Origin of the sequence: Cryobacterium sp., from assembly GCF_026786305.1 — a bacterium.
GTDB lineage: Bacteria > Actinomycetota > Actinomycetes > Actinomycetales > Microbacteriaceae > Cryobacterium.
Window position 1 is genome coordinate 1 of sequence record NZ_JAJAYI010000002.1, and the last position, 22,908, is coordinate 22,908.

21 protein-coding genes and 1 pseudogene are annotated in these 22,908 nt (G+C 65.3%); 19 read left to right on the forward strand and 3 right to left on the reverse strand.

The window, feature by feature from the left end:
• Positions 1-103: 103 nt before the first annotated feature.
• The gene (locus LH475_RS00030) at positions 104-1,237 is read right to left on the reverse strand and encodes a class I SAM-dependent methyltransferase (protein WP_297412568.1); all 1,134 of its coding nucleotides are present in this window, start codon (positions 1,235-1,237) and stop codon (positions 104-106) included.
• 305 nt (positions 1,238-1,542) lie between these two features.
• Between LH475_RS00030 and LH475_RS00035 the strand changes: the two genes are divergently transcribed.
• The 8 genes from LH475_RS00035 to LH475_RS00070 all read left to right on the forward strand — a co-directional run bounded on the left by LH475_RS00035 (position 1,543) and on the right by LH475_RS00070 (position 10,054).
• Positions 1,543-2,568, forward strand: a complete 1,026-nt coding sequence (locus LH475_RS00035) for a TerC/Alx family metal homeostasis membrane protein (RefSeq protein WP_196842628.1) — start codon at positions 1,543-1,545, stop codon at positions 2,566-2,568.
• 37 nt (positions 2,569-2,605) lie between these two features.
• Complete coding sequence (locus tag LH475_RS00040; protein WP_196842629.1) at positions 2,606-3,397, forward strand: protein phosphatase 2C domain-containing protein; 792 nt, start codon at positions 2,606-2,608, stop codon at positions 3,395-3,397.
• Between the two features lie 150 nt (positions 3,398-3,547).
• Positions 3,548-5,008, forward strand: coding sequence for a 3-isopropylmalate dehydratase large subunit (gene leuC, locus LH475_RS00045; RefSeq protein WP_297412569.1), 1,461 nt, complete (start codon positions 3,548-3,550; stop codon positions 5,006-5,008).
• A 1-nt stretch (position 5,009) separates the two neighbouring features.
• Complete coding sequence (gene leuD / locus LH475_RS00050; RefSeq protein ID WP_196842631.1) at positions 5,010-5,630, forward strand: 3-isopropylmalate dehydratase small subunit; 621 nt, start codon at positions 5,010-5,012, stop codon at positions 5,628-5,630.
• Between the two features lie 134 nt (positions 5,631-5,764).
• Complete coding sequence (gene murA, locus LH475_RS00055) at positions 5,765-7,117, forward strand: UDP-N-acetylglucosamine 1-carboxyvinyltransferase (RefSeq protein WP_297412576.1); 1,353 nt, start codon at positions 5,765-5,767, stop codon at positions 7,115-7,117.
• Between the two features lie 7 nt (positions 7,118-7,124).
• On the forward strand, positions 7,125-7,913 hold the full coding sequence (locus LH475_RS00060; RefSeq protein WP_327012041.1) for a lysophospholipid acyltransferase family protein: 789 nt from the start codon (positions 7,125-7,127) through the stop codon (positions 7,911-7,913).
• Positions 7,903-9,057 (forward strand): NAD(P)H-dependent glycerol-3-phosphate dehydrogenase, encoded by a 1,155-nt coding sequence (locus tag LH475_RS00065; protein WP_297412570.1) that lies wholly within the window; start codon positions 7,903-7,905, stop codon positions 9,055-9,057. The genes LH475_RS00060 and LH475_RS00065 overlap by 11 nt, the downstream gene beginning before the upstream one ends.
• The gene (locus tag LH475_RS00070; RefSeq protein WP_196842632.1) at positions 8,954-10,054 is read left to right on the forward strand and encodes a D-alanine--D-alanine ligase family protein; all 1,101 of its coding nucleotides are present in this window, start codon (positions 8,954-8,956) and stop codon (positions 10,052-10,054) included. The genes LH475_RS00065 and LH475_RS00070 overlap by 104 nt, the downstream gene beginning before the upstream one ends.
• A gap of 119 nt (positions 10,055-10,173) precedes the next feature.
• Here LH475_RS00070 and LH475_RS00075 read toward each other — a convergent pair whose 3' ends face one another.
• The gene (locus LH475_RS00075) at positions 10,174-10,698 is read right to left on the reverse strand and encodes a DUF3515 family protein (RefSeq protein WP_196842633.1); all 525 of its coding nucleotides are present in this window, start codon (positions 10,696-10,698) and stop codon (positions 10,174-10,176) included.
• A 24-nt stretch (positions 10,699-10,722) separates the two neighbouring features.
• On the opposite strand from LH475_RS00075, the gene thiL reads away from it, so the two are divergent.
• Positions 10,723-11,778, forward strand: coding sequence for a thiamine-phosphate kinase (gene thiL / locus LH475_RS00080; RefSeq protein WP_196842634.1), 1,056 nt, complete (start codon positions 10,723-10,725; stop codon positions 11,776-11,778).
• A gap of 56 nt (positions 11,779-11,834) precedes the next feature.
• Here the strand turns inward: thiL and rsmD are convergent, their stop codons facing one another.
• Entirely contained in the window at positions 11,835-12,416 is a 582-nt protein-coding gene (gene rsmD / locus LH475_RS00085) for a 16S rRNA (guanine(966)-N(2))-methyltransferase RsmD (RefSeq protein ID WP_196842635.1), read from the reverse strand.
• A gap of 95 nt (positions 12,417-12,511) precedes the next feature.
• Between rsmD and LH475_RS00090 the strand changes: the two genes are divergently transcribed.
• The 10 genes and pseudogenes from LH475_RS00090 to LH475_RS00135 all read left to right on the forward strand — a co-directional run.
• Positions 12,512-14,758, forward strand: a complete 2,247-nt coding sequence (locus LH475_RS00090; RefSeq protein WP_297412571.1) for an ATP-dependent DNA helicase RecG — start codon at positions 12,512-12,514, stop codon at positions 14,756-14,758.
• Between the two features lie 64 nt (positions 14,759-14,822).
• Positions 14,823-15,311, forward strand: a complete 489-nt coding sequence (gene coaD / locus LH475_RS00095; protein WP_196842637.1) for a pantetheine-phosphate adenylyltransferase — start codon at positions 14,823-14,825, stop codon at positions 15,309-15,311.
• 104 nt (positions 15,312-15,415) lie between these two features.
• Positions 15,416-16,417 carry a MoxR family ATPase gene (locus tag LH475_RS00100; protein WP_297412578.1) on the forward strand — a complete coding sequence of 334 codons (1,002 nt, stop codon included), beginning with the start codon at positions 15,416-15,418 and terminating at the stop codon, positions 16,415-16,417.
• Positions 16,418-16,479: 62 nt separating this feature from the next.
• Complete coding sequence (locus LH475_RS00105; protein ID WP_297412572.1) at positions 16,480-17,805, forward strand: DUF58 domain-containing protein; 1,326 nt, start codon at positions 16,480-16,482, stop codon at positions 17,803-17,805.
• Positions 17,798-20,206: a DUF3488 and transglutaminase-like domain-containing protein gene (locus LH475_RS00110; RefSeq protein ID WP_297412573.1), complete on the forward strand. Its 2,409-nt coding sequence runs from the start codon at positions 17,798-17,800 to the stop codon at positions 20,204-20,206. Before LH475_RS00105 ends, LH475_RS00110 begins: the two co-directional genes overlap by 8 nt.
• A gap of 37 nt (positions 20,207-20,243) precedes the next feature.
• Positions 20,244-20,816, forward strand: a complete 573-nt coding sequence (locus LH475_RS00115) for a DUF177 domain-containing protein (protein WP_297412574.1) — start codon at positions 20,244-20,246, stop codon at positions 20,814-20,816.
• Positions 20,817-20,818: 2 nt separating this feature from the next.
• Positions 20,819-21,022, forward strand: coding sequence for a 50S ribosomal protein L32 (rpmF, locus tag LH475_RS00120; RefSeq protein WP_196842641.1), 204 nt, complete (start codon positions 20,819-20,821; stop codon positions 21,020-21,022).
• Positions 21,023-21,070: 48 nt separating this feature from the next.
• Positions 21,071-21,763, forward strand: coding sequence for a ribonuclease III (rnc, locus tag LH475_RS00125; RefSeq protein ID WP_196842642.1), 693 nt, complete (start codon positions 21,071-21,073; stop codon positions 21,761-21,763).
• Positions 21,764-21,772: 9 nt separating this feature from the next.
• The gene (gene mutM / locus LH475_RS00130; protein ID WP_196842643.1) at positions 21,773-22,684 is read left to right on the forward strand and encodes a bifunctional DNA-formamidopyrimidine glycosylase/DNA-(apurinic or apyrimidinic site) lyase; all 912 of its coding nucleotides are present in this window, start codon (positions 21,773-21,775) and stop codon (positions 22,682-22,684) included.
• A gap of 101 nt (positions 22,685-22,785) precedes the next feature.
• Positions 22,786-22,908 (forward strand): annotated as a pseudogene (locus LH475_RS00135) (IS5/IS1182 family transposase); the annotation flags it as partial.

Consider the following 22,908-nt stretch of genomic DNA (forward strand, 5'->3'; position numbering starts at 1 on the left):
CGAGGCGACCTCGACGAGGCGACCTCGACAACGCGGACCGCTGTGCCCCGCCGCTGTTCTCGGTACCCCTATCGAGCGGGCACCAAGCTCGGGTACTCGTGGGCTAGAGAGCCGCGAGGCGCCAGAGGGAGGTGACCTCGGCCACGCGCACCGCGTGCAGCGGGTCGCTCGTATCGGTCGTCCGGGAGTGCACGGCGGGCGTGCTCAGCGCTCCGATCACTCGCAGACCGGCCGAATCGATCACGTTCATGAGGTCGTCGCGGGAGCGCAGCCCGACCAGTTCGGCGAAGTCGGAGAGCACGAGCCAGACCTCACCCCCGGGTTGGAGATGGTCGATCACACCGGCCAGAAACCCCTTGAGCATGCGCGAGCCGGGGTCATAGACGGCCGCGTCGAGCAGGGAGTGCGCGGTAGCCGGGATCCACGGCGGGTTACACACGATGAGATCGGCACGCCCGGCAGGAAACAGATCGGCCAGCCGCACCTCGACCCGATCATCGAGCCCCAGTCGCGAGATCGTTTCTCGAGCGGATGCGACGGCTCGCGGCTCAATATCCGTCGCGACCACCCGCAGCACGCCACGGGTCGCGAGCACCGCCGCGAGCACCCCGGTTCCGGTTCCGATGTCGAAGGCAACCTGTGGCGCGGCCAGGGGAGCGCTCGCCACGAGGTCGACGTATTCGCTGCGCACCGGAAAGAACGTGCCGTAGTGCGGATAGACCCTGGCGTTCAGAGCGGTCACGGGAATGCCCTTGGTGCGCCACTGGTGGGCACCGATCGCGCCCACCACCTCGTGCAGTGACACAACGGATGCCTCACCGATGCTGCCATAGGCGTCGACCGTGGCCGCCGCCACGTCGGGCGCCCGGCGCAACCCGATGACGTTGCCGGGACCCAGCGGAACGAGCAGCAGTCCGAGAATCCGGGCACGGTGCGAGCGGTTCTGCCGGTACCGGTAGAACAGCTCGGCGGTGGTGCGCTCGGCGGGATCCGGGCGAGGCCGTGTGCGGTGCTCCAGGGCCGTCAGAATCTGGCGGGCATTCTGAAAGTCACCGTTCCAGAGCATCGCGACGCCCTGTGACGCCAGCCGGTAGGCGGCATCCGCTGTGATGGTGTCATCAACGGGCACGACCCGCTTCGGGACCGGTGCGCCATTGGCCGATTGCCAGAGCGCGGTAACCGCTTGACCATCGTGGGACCAGTCGAGGTATTCGCGTGGGGAGTATGGGGCCGTCATCGAACCGGGTCCATGGTCATAACCTCCAACTATAGGCCGCGGTCGGACCGAGTGTCGGCGGTCGGCGGCATCGTGGCGACCGCCACGGGCAGCCGCCTGGAGTACGCCGGGTTCGCGTGGGGCTGGCGCACTGTTAGAATTTTCGAAGCGAAGGGGAGTATCCCTCTGGACCCGATCGGGTTCTATATCGCGATCGTCAATACGGGCCGCGCTGGTATCGATCGGTTCCGGTTGGGTCCTATCGGTGCGGGAAAGACTTTTGGGTTCTGTCACACCCGACTCCCGTCATCTCTTGAAAGGCCCCCGTGGAAGTTGCCCTCCCTCTTTGGTTCGAAATTGGATCCCTGGTCGTTTTGACCCTCATCCTCATCGCCGACCTGCTCATCGTCTATAAGCGCCCGCACGTTCCGAGCATGCGCGAAGCCAGCCTGTGGGTGGCGTTCTATGTGGGGCTCGCCCTGATTTTCGCCCTGCTGATGCTGCTGCTCGGCGACGCCGAACACGCCGGTCAATTTCTTGCCGGCTGGCTCACCGAGTACAGCCTGAGCATTGACAACCTGTTCGTCTTTGTGATCATCATGGCCCGGTTCTCGGTGCCGCGAAAATACCAGCAGGAAGTTCTGATGGTGGGCATCATCATCGCTCTCGTGCTGCGCGGAATCTTTATTCTGCTCGGCGCCCAGCTCATCGAAAGCTATAGCTGGATCTTCTATATCTTCGGCGCGTTCCTGTTCTACACCGCTGTCAAGCAGGCGTTCTCCTCGGAGGAAGAAACGGAAGATCAGGAAAACGGCGTCATTCGTCTTCTGCGCCGTCGCATTCGCATCTCCTCGGAATTCGACGGTTCCAAGGTGCGCACGCTGATCGACGAAAAAAAGGTCTTCACCCCGATGCTGATCGTGTTCATTGCGATCGGCACGACCGACCTGATCTTCGCGCTCGACTCGATTCCGGCGATCTTCGGCATCACGACGAGCCCGTTCATCGTGTTCACGGCCAACATTTTCGCCCTCATGGGCCTGCGCCAGCTGTACTTTCTGCTCGGCGGGCTGCTCGAACGCCTCGAATACCTCAAGTACGGCATCGCGGTCATTCTCGGCTTCATCGGTGTCAAGCTCGTGCTGCACGCCCTGCACGAGAACGAGGTCCCCTTCATCAACGGCGGCAACGGCGTGGCCTGGGCCCCGGAAATCGGCACCTGGACTTCGCTCGGCGTGATCATCGGTAGCATGGCAGTGGCCACCATCGCGAGCCTGATCAAAGCGCGCCACGATGCCGAGAAGCGTGGCCACACGCTGGCCGAGGAGATTTCGGCTAACGCTAAGGAATGATGACTGACGGCCGGGCGTCGGCGAACGGGGTGTCCTCATGACTCTGAACCAGCAGAGCACCATCGAACTTTCCACCGCCACCGCTCGCCTCGTTTTCAGTGCGCGCACCGATGTCGGCAGTGTGCGCAAGGTCAATGAAGACAGTGTGCTGGCGCAGTCACCGGTCTTTCTCGTCGCCGACGGCATGGGCGGCCACGCCCAGGGTGAGGTCGCCAGTCAGACCGTGCTGCGCGTGTTTGACGAACACATCGCTCGCGACCTGCCGTCGACGCCGGAACGCATCCTCGACGCCATCCACTCCTCGAACGACGCCGTGCGCGATCTCAGTGCTGCCGACGATTACGGCACCGCCGTGTCGGGCACGACCCTCGCCGGCATCGCCTTCGTCGACGCCGGCGATTCCGGCGGCTACCACTGGATGGCCTTCAACGTCGGCGATTCCCGCGTCTACACCTGGACCGACGGCGTTCTGGCCCAGTTGTCGGTCGACCATTCCGCCGTGCAGGAGATGGTCGATGCCGGCCTGATTTCGGTCGAGGATGCCGAGAAACACCCCGAGCGCAACGTCATCACCCGGGCCATCGGCGCCGACGAGTTCGTCGATGCCGACGTCTGGCTGCTTCCGGCCCTGGGGGAGCAGTCGTTCCTGATCTGCTCCGACGGGCTGACCAAGGAACTCGACGACACGGCGATCGCGCGGGTACTGGCCATTGACATCCGTTTGGATGCAGCCGGGCGCAGCGTCGCGGACGTTCTCGTCGATGAAGCCATTGAACACGGTGGGCATGACAACGTGAGCGTCGTCTACGTGGAGTCCGCGTTCGACTGACTGTTCGCGAGGCGGGGGCGGGCGAGGTGTTACCCTGAACCCGTGGTACTGAGCCGACTCCTTCTGTGCCGCGACGAGCCCCTGTCCTGAGGCCTCCCTCGTCGCGGAGTTCGGCGTGGCTGCCATCGATTCGTGAGGAAGACGCTCAAAATGACCAACGTAATATCCACTTCGCACGTTAGCTCCGACACCCACCTGCGCACGCTGGCCGAGAAAGTCTGGGACAAGCACCTCGTCTCCAAGGGCGAGGACGGCACGCCGGACCTTATCTACATCGACCTGCACCTCCTGCACGAGGTCACGAGCCCTCAGGCCTTCGACGGTCTGCGCCTGGCCAACCGAATGCTGCGTCGCCCCGATCTGACCATCGCGACCGAAGACCACAACACGCCAACGCTCGCCATCGACAAGCCCATCGTCGACCCGACCAGCCGCACCCAGATCGAAACCCTGCGTCGTAACTGCGCAGAATACGGTGTACGGCTGCACTCGCTCGGTGACATCGAGCAGGGCATCGTGCACGTCGTCGGCCCGCAGCTCGGCCTGACCCAGCCCGGTATCACCGTGGTCTGCGGCGACTCGCACACGTCGACCCACGGCGCATTCGGCGCCATGGCGCTCGGCATCGGCACGAGTGAGGTCGAGCACGTCATGGCCACCCAGACCCTGCCGCTGAACCCGTTCAAGACCATGGCCATCACGGTCAATGGCGCGTTGCGCACCGGGGTCACCGCGAAGGACATCATTCTCGCCGTGATCGCCAGGATCGGCACCGGCGGGGGAGCCGGCTACGTGCTCGAATACCGTGGCGAGGCCATTCGCGCCCTCTCCATGGAGGGGCGCATGACCGTCTGCAACATGTCGATCGAGGCCGGTGCCCGCGCCGGCATGGTCGCCCCCGACCAAACCACCTACGACTACCTGAAGGGTCGCGCGCACGCGCCGCGCGGCGCCGACTGGGACGCCGCCGTCGCGTACTGGCAGACCCTGGCCACCGATGAGGGCGCCAGCTACGACGCCGAAGTCATCATCGACGCGAACGGGCTCGAACCGTTCGTGACCTGGGGCACCAACCCCAGCCAGGGCGTGTCCCTGAGCGGATCGGTGCCGAACCCCGCCGACATCATCGACGCGAACGAGCGCTCGGCGGCCGAACGAGCCCTGGAATACATGGACCTCACGGCCGGCACCCCGATGAAGGAAATTCGGGTTGACACCGTCTTCCTCGGCTCCTGCACCAACAGCCGGGTCGAAGACCTGCGCGCTGCCGCTGAAATCATCAAAGGCAGGACCAAGGCCGAGGGACTGCGCATGATGGTCGTTCCCGGCTCTGCCCGGGTGCGGATCGAGGCTGAAGCCGAGGGGCTCGACAAGATCTTCCTTGATTTCGGAGCCGAATGGCGTTTCGCCGGCTGTTCGATGTGCCTCGGAATGAACCCCGACCAGCTCGAACCCGGCGAACGCTGCGCGTCAACCAGCAACCGCAACTTTGAAGGACGCCAGGGCAAGGGTGGGCGTACCCACCTGGTGTCGCCGCTCGTCGCGGCCGCCACGGCTATTCGCGGCACGCTCAGCAGCCCGTGGGACCTCGTTCAGGATGGAGATCGCTAGCATGCAGAAATTCACGACCGTCACCGGCATCGCGGTGCCGCTGAGACGTTCCAACGTCGACACCGACCAGATCATCCCCGCCGTGCACCTCAAACGCGTCACGCGCACCGGTTTTGAAGACGCCCTATTCGCGGCCTGGCGCCTCGATCCCGACTTCGTCATCAATAAGAAGGAATATCAGGGCGGTCGCGTGCTCATCGCCGGGGCCGACTTCGGCATCGGCTCCTCGCGTGAACACGCCGTCTGGGCCCTGCGCGACTACGGCTTCGACGTGGTGCTCAGCCCCCGGTTCGGCGACATCTTTCGTGGCAACTCCGGCAAGCAGGGGTTGCTCGCCGGCCAGATCAGCGAATCGGATGCGGAGACCCTGTGGAACCTCATCGAGTCCGACCCGGGCGTTGAGTTGACCGTGGATCTGGTGAGTAAAACCGTGCGGGTCGGCGATCTGAGCGTGAATTTTGAAATCGACGATTACACTCGATGGCGGCTGCTCGAAGGTCTCGATGACATTGGGCTGACGATGCGTGACGAAGCGCGAATCAATGAATTCGAAGCGACGCGAGAGTCGTGGCTGCCCCGCACCCTTCCCGCGCTGTCACCGGAATCACTCTCCATGCGTTAATTCGCATTAATTTGCACTGCACTAATTTGCACCAGGACAGGTAATTTGTGAGCACTCTCAGCGAAGCACTGCGTGATCAAGAGGCGAAGATTTTAAACGACGCTCGAAACCACGACGACAAGATCGAGCGGGGGATCGCACAGAACCACGGCGCATCCGTTGGCCTCACCGCCGATAAAATCACCATTCGGGGCGGCATTCCGCTGGTCGGTCGCATCGAGGTGAAGGGGGCGAAGAACCTCGTCACCAAGGCCATGGTCGCCGCCCTGCTCGGTGAAACTCCGAGCGTGCTCAAGGACGTCCCGAACATCAGTGATGTTCGGATCGTTCGTGGGCTGCTCGAGGTGCACGGCGTCAAGGTGACCGAGGGTGTCGAACGGGGCGACCTCATTCTCGATCCGGTCGACGTGGAGAGCGCGCACTTCGCCGCCATTGACGCCCATGCCGGATCCTCGCGCATCCCCATCCTGTTTTGCGGACCGCTGCTGCACCGGCTCGGCGAGGCTTTCATTCCCGACCTCGGTGGCTGCCGAATCGGCGACCGACCGATCGATTTTCACCTCGAGGTGCTGCGCAAGTTCGGCGCGGTCGTCGAGAAGCAGCCCAATGGCATCCGCATGTCGGCGCCGAACGGACTCAAGGGCGCCAAGCTCGAGCTGCCCTACCCGAGCGTGGGAGCGACCGAGCAGGTGCTGCTCACGGCGGTGCGGGCTGACGGCATCACCGAGCTCAAGGGCGCGGCGATCGAGCCCGAGATCATGGACCTCATCAATATTCTGCAGAAGATGGGCGCCATCATCACGGTCGACACCGACCGGGTGATTCGCATCGAGGGCGTCGATCGCCTGCTGGGTTACAACCACCGTGCGCTGTTCGACCGCAACGAGGCAGCGAGCTGGGCAGCCGCTGCCCTCGCGACCGACGGCGATATCTTTGTCGGCGGCGCCCGCCAGCCCGAAATGATCACCTTCCTCAACGTTTTCCGCAAGGTCGGTGGCGCTTTCGACATCTGCGACGACGGCATCCGCTTCTATCACCCCGGCGGCCACCTCAAGCCCGTGATCATCGAAACGGATGTTCACCCCGGCTTCATGACGGACTGGCAGCAGCCGCTTGTCATCGCCCTCACCAAGGCGCACGGCACGTCGATCGTGCACGAGACGGTCTACGAGCAGCGTTTCGGCTTTGTCGACGCGCTCGTTGAAATGGGCGCGACCATTCAGATTCACCGCGAATGCCTCGGCGGACACCCGTGCCGCTTCGGCCAGCGCAACTTCAACCACTCGGCCGTCATCACCGGGCCGACCAAACTGCACGGGGCCGACATCGTCGTTCCCGACCTGCGCGGCGGCTTCAGCCACCTGATCGCAGCACTCTCGGCCGAGGGCACCTCCACGGTCAGTAACGTGGGAATCATCAGCCGCGGATACGAGAACTTCATCGGCAAGTTGCGGCTTTTGGGGGCGGACTTCGATCTCGAAGGATAATAGGCGCGTGCCTGAAAATAACGACGTGCCAGCCGCCGCCGAGTCACCGATCCGAATCCGTTCGGAGAAGAGCCGGCCGTCGGCGTTCTGGATTCTCGCCGGGCTGATTCTGCCGGTGATGAACCTCGCGGCTCGGTACGAGATCATCGACGCCCACAAGTTTCCGCGCAGCGGTGCGTTCGTCTTTGCGCCGAACCACTACAGCGAGATCGACCCCGTGGTCATGGGCGTTGTGGCGTGGAAGCTGGGGCGGCTGCCTCGGTTCCTGGCGAAGGCATCCGTTTTCAAGATTCCCGTCGTCGGTTGGGTGTTGACCAAGTCCGGCCAGATTCCGGTACAGCGCGGCGGATCGGTGCGCGGCAGCGAACCGGTCAAGGCCGCCCAGCGCCTCGTCGAAAATGGCCAGATCGTGGTCGTCTACCCGGAGGGGTCGCTCACCCGCGACCCTGACCTATGGCCGATGCGCGGCAAGACCGGCGCCGTGCGCATCGCGCTCGAGCAGGGGATTCCGATTGTGCCGGCCGCTCACTGGGGCGCCCAGCATTTGATGGAACGGTATTCCAAGAAGATCAGGCTGTTTCCGCGCAAGACCATCACCGTGAAAATCGGCGACCCGATCGACCTCGCCCAGTTTCGCGGCCGCAGCCTCGACACGGCCACACTCAACGAGGCGACCGCGGTCGTGATGGTGGCCATTACGGCGCTGCTCGAAGAACTGCGCGGTGAAAAAGCCCCGGCCCAGCGCTGGAACCCGTCGGAGCACAACCAGAAAGAGACCGGCCGTTTTGAAGCATAGAACCCTCCCGCAGCCCAAGATTCAACCAGGCACACGGGTGGCCGTTCTCGGGGCGGGGAGTTGGGGAACAACGTTCGCCAAAATTCTGACGGATGGCGGCGCCGACGCCGTTCTGTGGGCTCGCCGCCCCGAATTGGCGCGGGAAATCTCGGAGGCGCGCCGCAACAGCGACTACCTGCCGGGCGTGAACCTGCCGGTCGGCCTGCGCGCCACGAGCCGTCTCGATCTGGCCCTGGCCGGCGCCGAAATGGTGTTCGTCTCGGTGCCCAGCCAGTCGTTGCGCGAAAACCTCAAGCAGGTCGAGCCGTATCTGGCCGAGAACGCGATCATCATTTCGCTCATGAAGGGCGTCGAACGCTCCACCGGTATGCGCATGAGTACGGTGATCGAAGAAGTACTGCGCATCGAGCCCGATCGCATCGCGGTGATCAGCGGGCCGAACCTCGCGCTCGAAATCGCCAAGGAGCAGCCCACCGGTGCCGTCGTCTCCTCGGCGAGCCTCGAAACCGCGCAGGCTGTGGCCAAACTGGCTACCAACCGCTACTTTCGTTCGTACGTCAACACCGACGTCATCGGTACCGAGTTTGGCGGCGTGCTGAAAAACCTCATCGCGGTCGCCATCGGCATCGTCGACGGGGTCGGCTACGGCGAGAACACCAAGGCCTCGATCATCACCCGTGGTCTGGTCGAAATGACCGACTTTGCGGTCGCGTACGGCGCCCACGCCGAGACGCTGGCCGGCCTGGCCGGCCTCGGTGACCTCATCGCGACCTGTCAATCCCCGCTGTCCCGCAACAACACGGCCGGGCGGCTGCTCGGCCAGGGCTACAGCATCAACGACGTCGTCAAGCAGATGCAGCAAACCACCGAAGGCCTCGCGTCGGTGAAGCCTGTTCTCGAACTGGCCCGTGCCAAGGGCGTTGAGATGCCGATCGTCGAACAGGTTCGCCAGGTACTCGACGGCACGCTCAACCCCCGCGACATTGCGCCGCACCTCACAACTGATTCCGGCGAACCGCAGGGCGAAAGGACACTTGACGATGTTGGACAAGCTCACGGTGGTGCTTCTCTTTGGAGGGCGTTCCAGCGAACACTCGATCAGCTGCGCAACGGCGGGCGGAGTCCTGGCAGCCCTCGACCCTGAGCAGTACACGGTCATCCCGGTTGGGATCACCCGCGACGGCGCGTTCGTGCTCGAAGACAACGACCCGGCCACGTTCGCCCTGAACGCCGCGGCGTTGCCCGTTGTCGCCGACAACGGCACCCGGGTGCGCTGGCCGGAGGGCGCGTCGAGCCGGGAACTGACCGTCGTCGACGCGTCCGGTGAGCGTTCACTCGGCTCGGTCGACCTCATATTTCCAATTCTGCACGGTCCGTTCGGCGAGGACGGCACCATCCAGGGCATGCTCGACCTGCTCGGCCTGCCGTATGTCGGGTCGGGGGTTCTCGCATCCGCTCTGGGCATGGATAAGCACTTCGCTAAGACCGTCTTTCAGCAGGCAGCGCTGCCGGTTGCGCCGTGGCGCACCCTCACAGCGGATGATTGGGCGCAGGCCCCCGGCATGGCCTACGCGGCCCTCGAGCAGCTCGGCGTGCCCGCATTTGTGAAGCCGGCGCGTGCCGGGTCGAGCGTCGGCGTCAGTCGTGTCTCGACGCCGGATCAGCTGGCCGAGGCCATGGCAGTCGGACTCGCCGAAGACAGCAAGGTGCTGATCGAATCCGGGCTCGTCGGCCGGGAGCTCGAGATCGCGGTGCTGCAGGGACGCCCGGGGGAGCCGACCCGCGCCTCCGTGGCCGGCGAGGTCGTCGTGACCGGACGCGACTTCTACGACTTTGCCGCGAAGTACCTGGACGCGCCGGGTGTCGCCCTGGTCTGCCCGGCGCCCCTGTCAGCGGCAGAACTGGCTGAGGTGCAACGAATGGCCATTGCCGCGTTCGAGGCGATCGGCGGCGCCGGACTGGCCCGCGTCGACTTCTTCCTGACGGCGACCGGCTGGGTGATCAACGAGATCAACACCATGCCCGGGTTCACGAGCATTTCGATGTTCCCGAGCTGCTGGCTGGCAAGCGGCTACACCTATCCCGAGCTCATCGACGAGCTCATCGCCGTGGCCATCGCCCACGCTGAGCACGGTTCCTGACCCGCCCGCGCTGGCGGTCTTTCGAAACATCCCCACTCGCTGGTGTCGCTGGTCGAGACCGCCACCGTATGACGCGACCCGGCTTGCTGAACGCCGCTGAGAGAGCGCCGGCAGGATACCTACGGGGCGTTTGTGGGCCCGTCGGTGGGTAGTTGCACGTCTTCGGCTCCGACACACGCACCGGTCGCCGGCACGTAGCCAACCGCGTTGGCAACGTCGATGAGCGCCGTCGAGCCGCTCACCGCTTCGGAGTCGATGACGATCTCGATGGCCGGGTCTCGACCGTAGGTCGTGTACCGGTACATCGGGGCGTCGGAGTCGTCTTCGATCCAGTCGATCCCGTTGATATTCAGGCACGGCAGTGTCGTGGGCGTCGGCACCGTCACGCCACAGTGCAATAACACGGCGGCCGGGTCGCCCCAGGCGCCGGTGGACTGGGCGTTCGTCTCCCGTGACGCCTGGTCGGCGACGGTGGAGGGCAGGTGCACGATGACGTCAGCGCAGGCCACGTTGGTGGCATCGGCGGCCGGGCTCAGCGGCACGGCGGCGGCGCAGCCGGCCAGCACCAGTGAACTCGCGAGCACGGTGACGACGGCGACGGAGCGAAGAGGAGCTGAACGCAGGAGCAGGAATGGGTGAGACATCGTATTCAGGCTACCGTTTATTACATGACCACTGCTGCGGATTCCCCGCGCCCAGCCCCGCTCACAGCCGCCACGCCGCCATCCACGGCTACCGAAACTCTCGCCGATCTGAGCGAAGGGGCCGTTCTCGAGCGAATCTTTCCCCGACTGCCCACGGCTGCGGCCGAACTCCTCGGCCCCGGCGACGATGCCGCGGTCATTTCAGCGCCCGACGGACGCTTCGTGGTAACGACCGACATGATGATTCAGGGGCCGGACTTTCGCCTCGCCTGGTCGACACCGCACGACCTCGGCTGGAAGGCCGCGGCAACCAATCTTTCCGACGTTGCCGCGATGGGCGCTCGTCCCACGGCCCTCGTCGTGGCGATCGCCGCACCGCCGTCGACGCCCGTGTCGGTGCTCGAGGGCATCGCCGACGGGCTGCGTGACTGCTGCGAGGCCCTTGCCCCCGGCTGCGGGGTCGTAGGGGGCGACCTGTCGGCCTCAGACGCCCTCACGATCGCAGTGACGGCCTTCGGCGACCTGGAAGGCCGTGCGCCCGTGCTGCGCTCGGGGGCGCGCCCCGGGGACACGGTGGGGCTCTCCGGTCGGCTCGGCGACGCCGGAATCGGCCTTGAACTGCTGTTCCGCCTGGGCGTCGATGGCCACGGAGTACCCGACCTTGAGCGGGCCAGCGCGCTCAAGCTCGCGCACCCGCTCGAGGTTGCCGCCCAGCTCACTCCCGTGCCGCCAATAGCGAGCGGCCCGATCGCCGCCCTCGCCGGCGCCACCGCCATGCTCGACGTCTCCGACGGGCTCGCCATCGACGCCGGACGCATCGCGAGAGCCAGCGGTGTCGCCATCGATTTCGACTCCGCGTGCCTGGGCGCGCGCATCGAGGTTGCCCTCGGGGGAGGCGAAGACCACGGCCTGCTCGCCACCTTTTCGCCCGACACCGTGCTGCCGCCCGGCTTTCGCCGTCTCGGTACGGTTGTGGCGGCATCCGCTTGTGTTGTGGCCGGAACGATCACCGTCGATGGTGCGCCGCACGACCAGGGCGGCTGGGACCCCTACCGTGGCTGGGACGGCGCGGCCGGCTAGATCACCCGGGCCGGCCGCCGCACAACCAGGGCGGGCGGCACGGGTGGCCGGCCGAGCTACGACTCGGGCTGCCCGGCGGGCGAGGCATACCAGACGGTCGTATCGCCGTAATCCCTGCGGCGTTCGAGCACGAGCGTCTCGCCCCATTCCGGCTCGGGCGACCGTGAGCTGCGCTCCAGCACCACGAGTGCGTCGTCGGCCAGCAGCGGAGCGAGCGCACTCAAATTGTGCCCCAGCTCCACCTCGCTGAGGTCGTAGGGCGGGTCGATGAACACGACGTCGAAGCCGTCTTTGGTCGCCGCCAAGAAGGACTGAACTGCCTGCGATGACACGGCAATCTTCAGCTCGGTGCCCCTCGGGGCTGACCGCTGCACCGCCTCACCGTTCTTGCGGCACATGGCCGCAGCACCGTAACTGTTCTCGACGAGCGTCACCACCCGCGCTCCGCGGCTTGCCGCTTCGAGCCCCAACGCGCCCGATCCCGCATACAAGTCCAAAACGCGCACACCGTGCAGCGCATCCCGAGAGTCGAGAGCCGAGAAGATCGCCTCCCGAACCCGATCACTGGTCGGCCGGGTGCCCGACTTCGGAACAGCCAGGGTCAAGGAGCCGGCAAAACCAGAAATAATTCGTGTCATAACTCTTCAGAGCCTAGCTGCCTCCCTGCCGGCGCCCGTGAGTCGAGGGTTGTTCGCGCAAGTACTAATGTCCGGCGCCGGTTTACGATGGAATCATGACCGGTTCGAGCGCTGCCAGTGGCCCCGAATTCGATGGTGTTGCTCTGCCAGCGGCCCAACGTGAACCGCTCACTCTCGACACTCCCTTGAAAAAAGCTCTGAGTGCACCCCAGGCAACGGCGCTGCACAAGGCCTTCGCCATGCAGACCGTCAGCGACCTGCTGAGTCACTACCCGCGGGACTACGCCGACCGCGAGGTACTCCGGCCCCTGAATCAAATCACGCCCGGCGCCAACATCACCGTCATCGCCGACATCATTTCGGTACACGAAAAGCGCATGTCCTCCCGGCCGGGCACGATCGTCGAGGTGGTGATCTCCGACGGTGGAGGCGAATTCACCCTCACGTTTTTCGGCAAAAACAGCCAAGAATGGCGGCTGAAGCAATTGCGGCCCGGCTTGCGCGGCAGTTTCTCGGGCAAAGTACGCATGTACAGGGGCGAGAGTCAATTGGCCAACCCGGCCTACAAGACTTTTGAAAGTGAAGAAGAGGAGGCACTCGAAGACCCGACCCTGCGGCTCCGACAGAAGCCGCTCATACCGATCTACGTGGCAACGGCCGCGGAGACCAGCTGGAACCTGCAGACCATGATCGACCAGGTGCTCCGGCGCGTGGGCACTCTGCCCGAACCCGTTCCCGACGATTTGCGGGTCGAACACAGCCTGCTCGACCACACCCAGGCCATCCGCTGGATTCACAGCCCCGATGATCAAGAACAGTGGATGGCTGCCCAGGACACCCTGCGGTTCACCGAGGCCTGGGTGTTGCAGTGTGCCCTCATGCAGCGGCACAATCGTGCGCGCGAGCGCCGTACCCGGCCGCGCGTACCCGCCCCGGGCGGGTACCTCGAACGCTTTGACGCGGCGCTGCCGTTCGTGCTCACGGTCGACCAGGAGATCTGCGCGGCCGAAATTGCCACCGACATGTCCCAGTCGGGCCCGATGAATCGGCTGTTGCAGGGCGAGGTCGGATCGGGCAAGACCGTGGTCGCGCTGCGGGCCATGCTCGCTGTGGCCGACAGCGGCGGCCAAACGGCGCTGCTCGCACCGACCGAGGTGCTGGCCGGGCAACACCTGCGGTCGATCACAACCCTGCTCGGCCCCGATCTCGCGGCCGAACTCATGCCGACCCTGCTGACCGGCAAACTGCCGGTCGCGCAGAAACGCAAGGCTCTGTTGCGCACCGTGTCGGGCCAGTCGCGTATCGTGATCGGTACCCACGCGCTGCTCAGTGACACGGTGGCCTTTTTCGACCTCGGTCTGATCGTGATCGACGAGCAGCACCGGTTCGGCGTCGAGCAGCGCGAAACCCTCCGGCTCAAGGGCGCCGAACCACCGCACGTTCTCGTCATGACGGCGACACCGATACCGCGCACCATCGCCATGACCGTGTTTGGCGACCTCGACGTGAGCATCATCCGCATGTTGCCGGCCGGCCGCCAGGGCATCACCAGCATCGTTGTGCCGCTGGCCGATCACCCGAACTGGTTCCAACGGATCTGGACCAAGCTTGCCGAGGAACTCGCTCTCGGACGGCAGGGTTTTGTGGTGTGCCCGGCAATTTCCCCCCTCGACGTTGAAGAAGGGTCAGACGCCGAGACGGCACCATTGCCCGACGATCAGAAGACTCCGCTCGCCAATGTGGAGACCGTGCACGAGAGGCTGCGCGGATTTGCTCCGTTGGCCGGATACCGCATCGAGGCACTGCACGGGCGCATGACGAGCGACGAGAAAGATCGCATCATGCGCTCTTTCGCCGCCGGCGAGATCGACGTTCTCGTCGCGACGACCGTCATAGAGGTCGGTGTTGACGTGCCCAATGCCTCGGCTATGGTCGTGCTCGATGCTGACCGGTTCGGTGTCTCCCAGCTGCACCAGTTGCGCGGCCGGGTCGGGCGTGGCGGCGTGCCCGGGCTGTGCCTGCTCGTGACCAACTCCCGGGCCGGGTCGCCGGCCCGCCAGCGCATCGGCGACGTCGCCGCGACTCTCGATGGTTTCGTGCTCGCCGAACTCGACCTCGCCCTGCGGCGGGAGGGCAACGTGCTCGGCGACGTGCAATCCGGCGACGGATCAAAACTGCGCTTTCTGCGGGTGGCGGTCGACGGCGATATTATCTCCTCGGCCCGGCAAGCCGCCTTCCACCTCGTGACGGGCGATCCGGGCATCCGCACCAACCCGGCACTACGGGAGGCAATTGCGCGGCGGTTGACCGAATCCGAACGTACCTGGCTCAACAAAGGCTGACTATGACGATTCGAAGCAGATGCACCGGGCAGCGCCGGTCAGCCTCTGGCAGTATGGTGTGATCATGCGCAGGATCGCCGTTGTCCCTGGATCATTTGACCCCGTCACCCTGGGCCACTTGGACGTGATCGATCGCGCCGCCGGCCTGTTCGACGAGCTCCATGTGCTCGTGGTGCACAATCCCGACAAATCGGCCCTGTTGCCGATCAGCAAGCGCGTGTCGCTTCTGGAACAGGCGATCAAAGAAGCCGGGCTGCCGACCAACATCGTGGTCGCCAGCTGGAGCATGGGTTTGCTCGTGGACTACTGCATGGATGTGGGCGCAAGCGTGCTCGTGAAGGGTATCCGCTCGCAGGTCGATGTGGCCTATGAAACGCCGATGGCGATCGTCAACCGCAATCTGGCCGCGGTCGAGACTGTCTTTCTGCTGCCCGATCCAGCCAACGCCCACGTCTCCAGCTCGCTGGTGCGCCAGGTTGCCAGCCTCGGCGGCGACGTTTCGCCCTACGTGCCGCGAGCCGTCGCCCAATACCTGGAGCGTTCGCGGGTATGAACCTCAAACCGACTCGCTCCTCTGCGGAACTGGCGTCGGTTCCGTCGGCCGACGATGAGTCCGCCGTTGATCTGAGCGAGCTGCAAGAAGCCGGGCGCGCGATCATGCACAATGTCGAGACGGTCATAGACGGCAAACGTGAGGCCGTGAAGATCGCACTGACCGTTCTGCTGGCCGAGGGCCACCTGTTGATCGAGGATGTTCCCGGTGTCGGCAAGACCATGCTCGCCAAAGCGCTCGCCCGGTCGGTTGACTGCACCGTCGGACGAATCCAATTCACCCCCGACCTGCTGCCCTCCGACGTGACCGGGGTGTCGGTGTTCAACCAGGCTGAGCGCCGGTTCGAGTTCAAACCGGGCCCGGTCTTCGCAAACATCGTCATCGGGGACGAGATCAACCGGGCAAGCCCGAAAACCCAGTCGGCGCTGCTCGAATCGATGGAGGAACGCCAGGTCACCGTCGACGGCGTCACCTACCCGCTCGCCCTGCCCTTCACCGTGATTGCCACCCAGAACCCGATCGAGATGGAGGGCACCTACGCCCTTCCGGAAGCGCAACGGGACCGGTTCATGGCCCGCATCTCCATGGGCTATCCCGATTCCAAATCGGAGCTCGCGATGCTCGACTCGCGCGACACCGGCAGCCCGCTGGCACTGATCTCCGCCGTGGTGTCGGGGGATACCCTGCGTGACATGATGCTCACGGCCCGGGCTGTCTTCGCCTCCAGTGCGGTCAAGGAATACGCGGTCACTCTGGTTCGGGCCACCCGCGACGACCGCGACCTGCGCCTCGGCGCCAGCCCGCGGGCGACTCTGCAGCTGATTCGTGCGGCGAAGGCGCAGGCCGCGTTGGACGGTCGCGACTATGTGCTGCCCGACGACATCGACTCGCTCGCCGTGGCTGTTCTCGGCCATCGGCTGGTTCCCACCAGCCGGGCGCTGGGCCACCATCACCAAAACAGCGGCCCCCTGATCGACGACATCGTGCGCCGCATTCTGGCCGATACTCCCGTGCCGGTCGGCCTCGGGGCATCCGCTCTGCCCGTATCGATGCCGCCCGTGCGAATCATTCCCAGCCGGCCAGTTGGTTCCACCGGACAGTCGTAGCCATGGCCGCACGCGGGGTGAGAGGTTCGGGGCCACCGGTCAATTCCGACTGGTTTACGCGGTTGGCCGCCCGATTCGCCACGCGGCTCACCCTGCGCGGCGTGGTCTTTCTAGCGGCCGGGGTCGTGTTGTTCGCCAACGCGGTGCTGGTGAGCAGCCGCGACGTATTGTTCGTGGCCAGCGTGCTGATCATGGCGCCGCTCGTTGCGGCCGGGTACGTGTCGCTCCGTCCGGCCCGGGTCGAGGTTACGCGCGTCTTTCGGCCGCCCATTGTGTCGGTCGGCGGTGAGACTGTGGTCTCGCTGCACGCGCGCAACCTGTCGGCGATACCGCTCGGCGGCGCCTGGTGGGCCGACACCCCCTCTCCCGGAATTGATGCTCCGTCGGCGGCTGTCCTGCCGCTCCTGGGCCGCAACGGCGCCGCTGGCGACAGTGTGCGCCTGGAGTACTCCATCGTGCCGCGCCAACGCGGCGTCTACGATGTTGGCCCGCTGCGCGTGCTGCGCCAGGATCCGTTCGGCTTCGCTCGCAGCGAGAGAATTGCGGGAGCGCCCCACGACCTGATCGTCACGCCGCGAGTGACGCCCCTTGCCGGTCGCGGCCTCGCCCAGTCCAGTGATGACGGCGCGATCCGAGAACTGGTTCGTCAGGCAACCCCGACCTCTGACGAGCTCATCGCTCGCGAATACCGTCCGGGAGATGCCCTGCGCCGGGTGAACTGGCCGGCCACGGCCAGGCACGGTGAAATCATGGTGCGGCAGGAGGAACAGCGCAGCAATCCGCAGGCCCGCATCGTGCTGGACACAACCCTGGCCGGCGCTGCCGGACTGGGTGCCGGGCACGTTCCCCCGCACCTCGTGGCCGCATTCGAACTTGAGATTGAGCTGGCGGCATCCGTTGGTGTTCACCTGCTTGAAGCTGGATACCGCCTCGAGGTCATCGAACTTGGCGCCAGCCAGCTGATGCCGAACGGCCAACAGTCCATCGGCGGACTGCACGGCGACGTGCCCGCCACCTTTCGTGCACCCGGCGGCGACCGCGCACTTCTGGAGGCCCTCGCGAGCGTGGTTCCGGTGCCGTGGCCGAGCCGCGGTGCCCGCCTGGTCGCCTCGCGCCGAGTGCCGATGCGTGCCGCGCTGCGCAGTGCGCAGGTATCGGTGCCGACATTCGCGATGCTCGTCAGCGTGTCCGACGCGGATGTTGACGATCTGGTCGCCCTTGCGCGTCACTGCGAGCCTGCAGTCGCGTTCGTGCAGCGCACCGTCGCTGCCGCCGCCCGAGAACGCCTACAGGACGCCGGCTGGCGCACTCTGGCGCTCACGACGATCGACGACCTGGACGAGACATGGAACGACCTGAGTGGGGAGCGAGGCGCCAGTCATGACTAGCCTGTCCACCAAGCCGGCCCTGAGCATGGACACTCTCCCGTCCCAACGGGCACGCCCTCCGCGTCTGCCGCACAGCCGGCGTGGCACACGAGATGCCGCGGTGTGGCCACTCGTTGTCAGCCTGTTGCTCCTGCTGCTCATCTGTTGTGCTGCACTCGGTCCACTGCTGCGGGGAAGCGCGTGGTGGTGGGTCTGCGCTGCCGTTGCCAGCGCAGTTCTGCTCGGCTCGGCGGTGTTTCGTCGCTTGGGACTGCCTCGTCCGCTTGTTCCGGTGGCAAACATTGCGTTGCTGGTAGCAACGCTGACGCTGCTGTTCGGCGGTGGAACCGCAGTGTTCTGGTTCATTCCGACGCCGCAAACCGTCGACACGTTCGCCGGCCTGATCGACGCCGGTAGAGCCTCCGTCGCTCAACAGAGCACGCCGGCCGAAGTGACCCTCGGTATTCTCTTTCTACTGGCCGGTGGTACGGGATTGATCGCTATTGCCATGGACCTGCTCGCCGTGACCCTGCGGTGGCCGGCCCTGGCTGCCGTGGGTGCACTCGTGCCGCTCCTGGCGCCCGGCTTCATCATCGACGACGGGGCCGATATTGCCGCGCTCACGGCGGCTGCCATCGCTTTTCTGCTGCTGTTGCGGGTTGACGTGTACGTGCGCCGCGCGCAGGAGGCCGCGCAGGAGTCCGCGCGTGATCCGGCCGGAGTACGCGCGCCGCGTGTCTACCGCACGCAGCGGCCCCGTGGCACCGGGTCGATCGGGGGCGCAGTCCTGGTCGGAACCCTCACAATCGTGGGAGCCCTGATTCTGAGCACACTCACTCCGGCACTTACGACCAGCGGCCTGGTCACGGCCGGGCCGGCCGGGTTGCTGTTCGGCAGCGGAGTGAGCCCCCTGATCAATCTTGGTCAGGACCTGCGCCGGCCCAAGGCCGGACCGGCCTTCCACTACACCTCGACCGGCACGGAGCAGCCGTATTTCACCCTGTTGACCCTCGACCAGGTCATTGGGCTGACCTGGACGGCACGCATCGACGGGGCGGACACGCGCAACACCGTCGACGATATTGCGAGGCCGTTCGGGCTGGATAACAGTGTGGAGACGCTCAAAGCGTCGACCTCGGTTGTCATCGACGGCGTCAACAGCCACTGGCTGCCTGCACCGGCCCGTGCAACGAAAGTCGAGGGGCTGATCGGCCGGTGGTATTGGGACAGCCGCACCCGGGCAATCGCCAGCACCACCGGCAACACCCTCAGCCAGACGTACACCGTGTCATCCTTGGAGATCAAGCCGACGGCCGACCAACTGCGTCGATCGAGCACGGACTATCCGGCGAGTGTTCTCGGCAACCTGCAACTGCCCGTCAATCCGCCACCGATAATCGAGCAAACGGCGCGGCAAGTGACCGAGGGAACGTCGTCAGGTTATGACGCCGCGGTCGCCGTGCAGAACTACTTGCGCAGCAGTGCCTTCACGTACGACACGGAAGCTCCCGTTGAAGACGGTTACGACGGTGGCGGCGTTGACGTGATTGGAGTGTTCCTCCAGCAAAAGCGCGGCTACTGCGTGCACTTCGCCGCCACCATGGCCGCGATGGCACGCACCCTCGGTATTCCCTCCCGGGTGTCGCTCGGTTACCTGCCCGGCGTCAAATCCCAAGACTTCCAGCAGGGTCTCGGACAGTACGACGTTGACTCGCACGACCTGCACGCCTGGCCGGAACTGTACTTCGTCGGCATCGGTTGGGTGAAATTCGAACCGACGCCCGGCCGCGGCAGCGTGCCCAACTTCGAGCAGGCTGTGGATGCCGGCACGCCGACAAGCGGGCCGGGCGGAGCCGCCGCTAACAGCGCACCCGGCCTCAGCGTCGACCGGTTGGCCGACGATTCCGCCCTCGAACGTGGTGCCACAGCCCCAAGCGCGGCGTCCACTAACCTGCTCGGCATCATCGGATTCAGCGCGCTGGGACTGCTTGTGCTGCTCCTGCCAGGAATTACCAGGCGGATGCTGCGCTTGTCGCGGATGCGCCGCATCCACTCCGCCGGCGGCGCCGCCGCCCTCGCCTGGATCGAACTGCAGCACACCAGTCTCGACCACGGCATACCCGTGCCGGTCACCGAAACTCCGCGAGCATTCACCATGCGCCTGGAGCGCCTTCGAAGGCTCGACACGGAGTCGACGGAAGCGCTCGACCGGGTACTGCTGTCCCTGGAACGCTCCCGGTTCGACCGGTCGCCGAAACGGGCTGACACCCTCGCCGACGATCTGACCCTGGTACTGCGAGCGCTGCACGCCAGCGCGAGCGTCGGCATCCGTCTGCGAGCCACGTTCGCTCCTACCTCACTGTTCGCCGCGCTCGGTGCGGTACTGCTCGGAGAACGTCGCGCCCGCACGCTCGCCCCCTGAACAGCGCGAACAAGCAGAGCGCGTACAATATACGACCGTGACTAAGTTCAAGAAGACGCCGTACACGGTCGACGTGCGTGACCTCATCAACCGCCCCGGCACCATGCACGAACGCCACCTCGATATTGTGGTGCCCGACGACCTCGGCGCTGGCCTCGTGGCCGTGAAAGCCGGGTCGACCCTGTCGACCGAGCTGCGCCTCGAGGCGATGCACGAGGGAATCCTGGTGAGTATCGAGGTGTATGCGCGGGCGCTCGGCGAGTGCGGCCGGTGCCTCAAGGACATCGACCTGCCCGTCCGAGTTCAGTTTGCCGAGCTTTTCGGTTATCCTCAGAAGGAGGCCTTCGAGTTTGAGATTCTGGACGACCATGTCGATTTGGAATCTTTGATCCGGGACGCGGTAGTGTTATCACTTCCGTTCCAACCAGTATGTCGGCGGGATTGCCCTGGTCTTGACAGTGAGACCGGGCAGCCGCTTGCCGAACTACCTGAACTCGTATCCGACGATGCGCCCGATCCCCGGTGGTCAGCGCTTGCGGGGTTTGCGGCTTCCACAGACAAAGACATGGGTGTGGACACCTATGTTTCCGACAGCAGAGAAGAGAAGTAGTCATGGCAGTACCGAAGCGCAAGATGTCGCGTTCCAACACCCACTCGCGTCGCGCGCAGTGGAAGGCCACGCCTCCCACTCTCGTGAAGACCATGGAGGGCGGCAAGGTCGTCTACAGCCTGCCGCACCGCGCCAAGGTTGTCACCGACTCCGCCGGCACAGCGTTGTTCATGGAATACAAGGGCCGTAAAGTCGCCGACGTCTAAGACATCTCTTCTCAGCAGGCCGCACACTCGGTCGATGGCGCTGTGTAGATGACAAACGTGAACACCGAGCGGTCGCCCCTGCTGGCGACCCTCGGCGTACAGATTGAACCGGTGATTCTGGAGCTTGCTCTAACCCACCGGTCCTTCGCCTACGAAAATGGCGGCATTGCCACCAATGAGCGCCTGGAATTTCTCGGCGACTCAATTCTGGGCCAAGCTGTCACGGTGATGCTCTACCGCACCTACCCCGACCTCGACGAGGGCCAGCTGGCCAAGCGTCGGGCCAGCCTGGTGTCCACGGCCGCGCTCGCGCAGATCGCCCGCGGGCTGGGTCTGGGCGAGTACATTCGGCTCGGTCGCGGTGAAATCCTCACCGGCGGGCGCGATAAGGCGTCCATTCTGGCCGACACCGTCGAGGCGCTCATCGGCGCCACGTTTCTCGATGCCGGTGGCGACGTCGCCACCGCGTTCGTGCTGCGCCTGATTGAGCCGCTCGTGGCCGAACCGGGCCACTTCGGCGTGTCCATGGACCCGAAAACGAGCCTGCAAGAGCTCGCCGCAAGCTCGGGTGTCGGTGTTCCCGTTTACACCCTCGAGGGCAGCGGCCCCGACCACTCCCGGGAGTTCGTCGCGACCGTCGTCATCGGCACGATCGTGACCGCCCAGGGTGTTGGCCCGAGTAAGAAGTTCGCCGAGATGGCCGCAGCCCGCGAGGCCATCGACCGGCTCAAAGCACTCTAATCTCACGCTATGCCCGAACTCCCCGAAGTCGAGGTCGTGCGCGCCGGCCTGCAGCCGGCTGTGACCGGTGCCGTCGTCGCCGGGGTTGAGATTTTCGACGAACGATCCCTGCGCCGCCACGCGCCGGCAGCCGGGCCTTTCGCCGACCAGCTCAGCGGGCGGCGAATTCTCGCCGCCGTGCGCCGCGGCAAGTTTCTCTGGCTGCCCCTCGACAGCGGCCGGGCACTGGTCATCCACCTCGGCATGAGCGGCCAGGTGTTGTTGCGCACACCGGGCGCCGCGCTGGATCGCATGCTGCGCATCCGTTTGTCGCTGGAACACCCGACCCACGGCGAACTGTGGGTCAACTTCGTCGACCAGCGTATCTTCGGCAGTATGGCCATCGACACCATGATTCCCACCGACGACGGACTCCCGGGTGGCTATTCGGGAACGATCGAAGTGGATGCCGACTGGCAGCACCGCATTCCCACACAGGTCGCACACATTGCCCGCGACCCGATCGACCCGTCGTTTTCTTCGAACGCCTTCTTCGTAGCGCTCGCGCGCAAGAAGACCGGCATCAAGCGGGTGCTCCTCGACCAGAACCTGATCAGCGGCATCGGCAATATCTACGCGGACGAAGCGCTGTTCGCCGCGCGCATTCATTACGAGCAGCCGGCCGCCTCGCTGTCGCGGGCAAAGGCGACGGCGTTGCTCGCGGCCGTGCGCACCATTTTGCACCGCGCCCTCGCCGAGGGCGGCACCAGCTTCGACGCCCAGTACGTGAACGTAAACGGACAGTCCGGCTATTTCGCACACAGTCTGGAGGCCTACGGTCGGCAGGGCACACCCTGCTCCCGCTGCGGCACCCTGCTGGTGCGCGAGCAGTTCATGAACCGCGGCTCGCACTTCTGCCCGCGCTGCCAGCGCCCGCGTTAAACGGTTCGATGACGGTCATTCCATCGTCGGGTCGACCTGGTCGTCCGTTTTTCGGATCATAGACGGGTGATGGAGGGCATCATCTACCGGTAGGCCCACGCCGGGTACGCACCCGCCCTATCCGGGTGCTGGCCGACACGGCCTACTCGTCTCAAGCGAACCGGGCCATGCTTTTTTATCGCGACATCCTGGTCGTGATCCCCGAGCGTTCAGATCAGGTCGCG

Coding starts and splice junctions, on each gene's coding strand:
- rsmD (WP_196842635.1), bottom strand. CDS start 12,416: ATGACACGAATTATTTCTGGTTTTGCCGGCTCCTTGACCCTGGCTGTT.
- thiL (WP_196842634.1), top strand. CDS start 10,723: ATGACCACTGCTGCGGATTCCCCGCGCCCAGCCCCGCTCACAGCCGCC.
- leuD (WP_196842631.1), top strand. CDS start 5,010: ATGCAGAAATTCACGACCGTCACCGGCATCGCGGTGCCGCTGAGACGT.
- rnc (WP_196842642.1), top strand. CDS start 21,071: ATGACAAACGTGAACACCGAGCGGTCGCCCCTGCTGGCGACCCTCGGC.
- LH475_RS00030 (WP_297412568.1), bottom strand. CDS start 1,237: ATGACGGCCCCATACTCCCCACGCGAATACCTCGACTGGTCCCACGAT.
- coaD (WP_196842637.1), top strand. CDS start 14,823: ATGCGCAGGATCGCCGTTGTCCCTGGATCATTTGACCCCGTCACCCTG.
- LH475_RS00040 (WP_196842629.1), top strand. CDS start 2,606: ATGACTCTGAACCAGCAGAGCACCATCGAACTTTCCACCGCCACCGCT.
- LH475_RS00075 (WP_196842633.1), bottom strand. CDS start 10,698: ATGTCTCACCCATTCCTGCTCCTGCGTTCAGCTCCTCTTCGCTCCGTC.
- leuC (WP_297412569.1), top strand. CDS start 3,548: ATGACCAACGTAATATCCACTTCGCACGTTAGCTCCGACACCCACCTG.
- LH475_RS00070 (WP_196842632.1), top strand. CDS start 8,954: ATGTTGGACAAGCTCACGGTGGTGCTTCTCTTTGGAGGGCGTTCCAGC.
- LH475_RS00110 (WP_297412573.1), top strand. CDS start 17,798: ATGACTAGCCTGTCCACCAAGCCGGCCCTGAGCATGGACACTCTCCCG.
- mutM (WP_196842643.1), top strand. CDS start 21,773: ATGCCCGAACTCCCCGAAGTCGAGGTCGTGCGCGCCGGCCTGCAGCCG.
- LH475_RS00090 (WP_297412571.1), top strand. CDS start 12,512: ATGACCGGTTCGAGCGCTGCCAGTGGCCCCGAATTCGATGGTGTTGCT.
- LH475_RS00100 (WP_297412578.1), top strand. CDS start 15,416: ATGCACAATGTCGAGACGGTCATAGACGGCAAACGTGAGGCCGTGAAG.
- rpmF (WP_196842641.1), top strand. CDS start 20,819: ATGGCAGTACCGAAGCGCAAGATGTCGCGTTCCAACACCCACTCGCGT.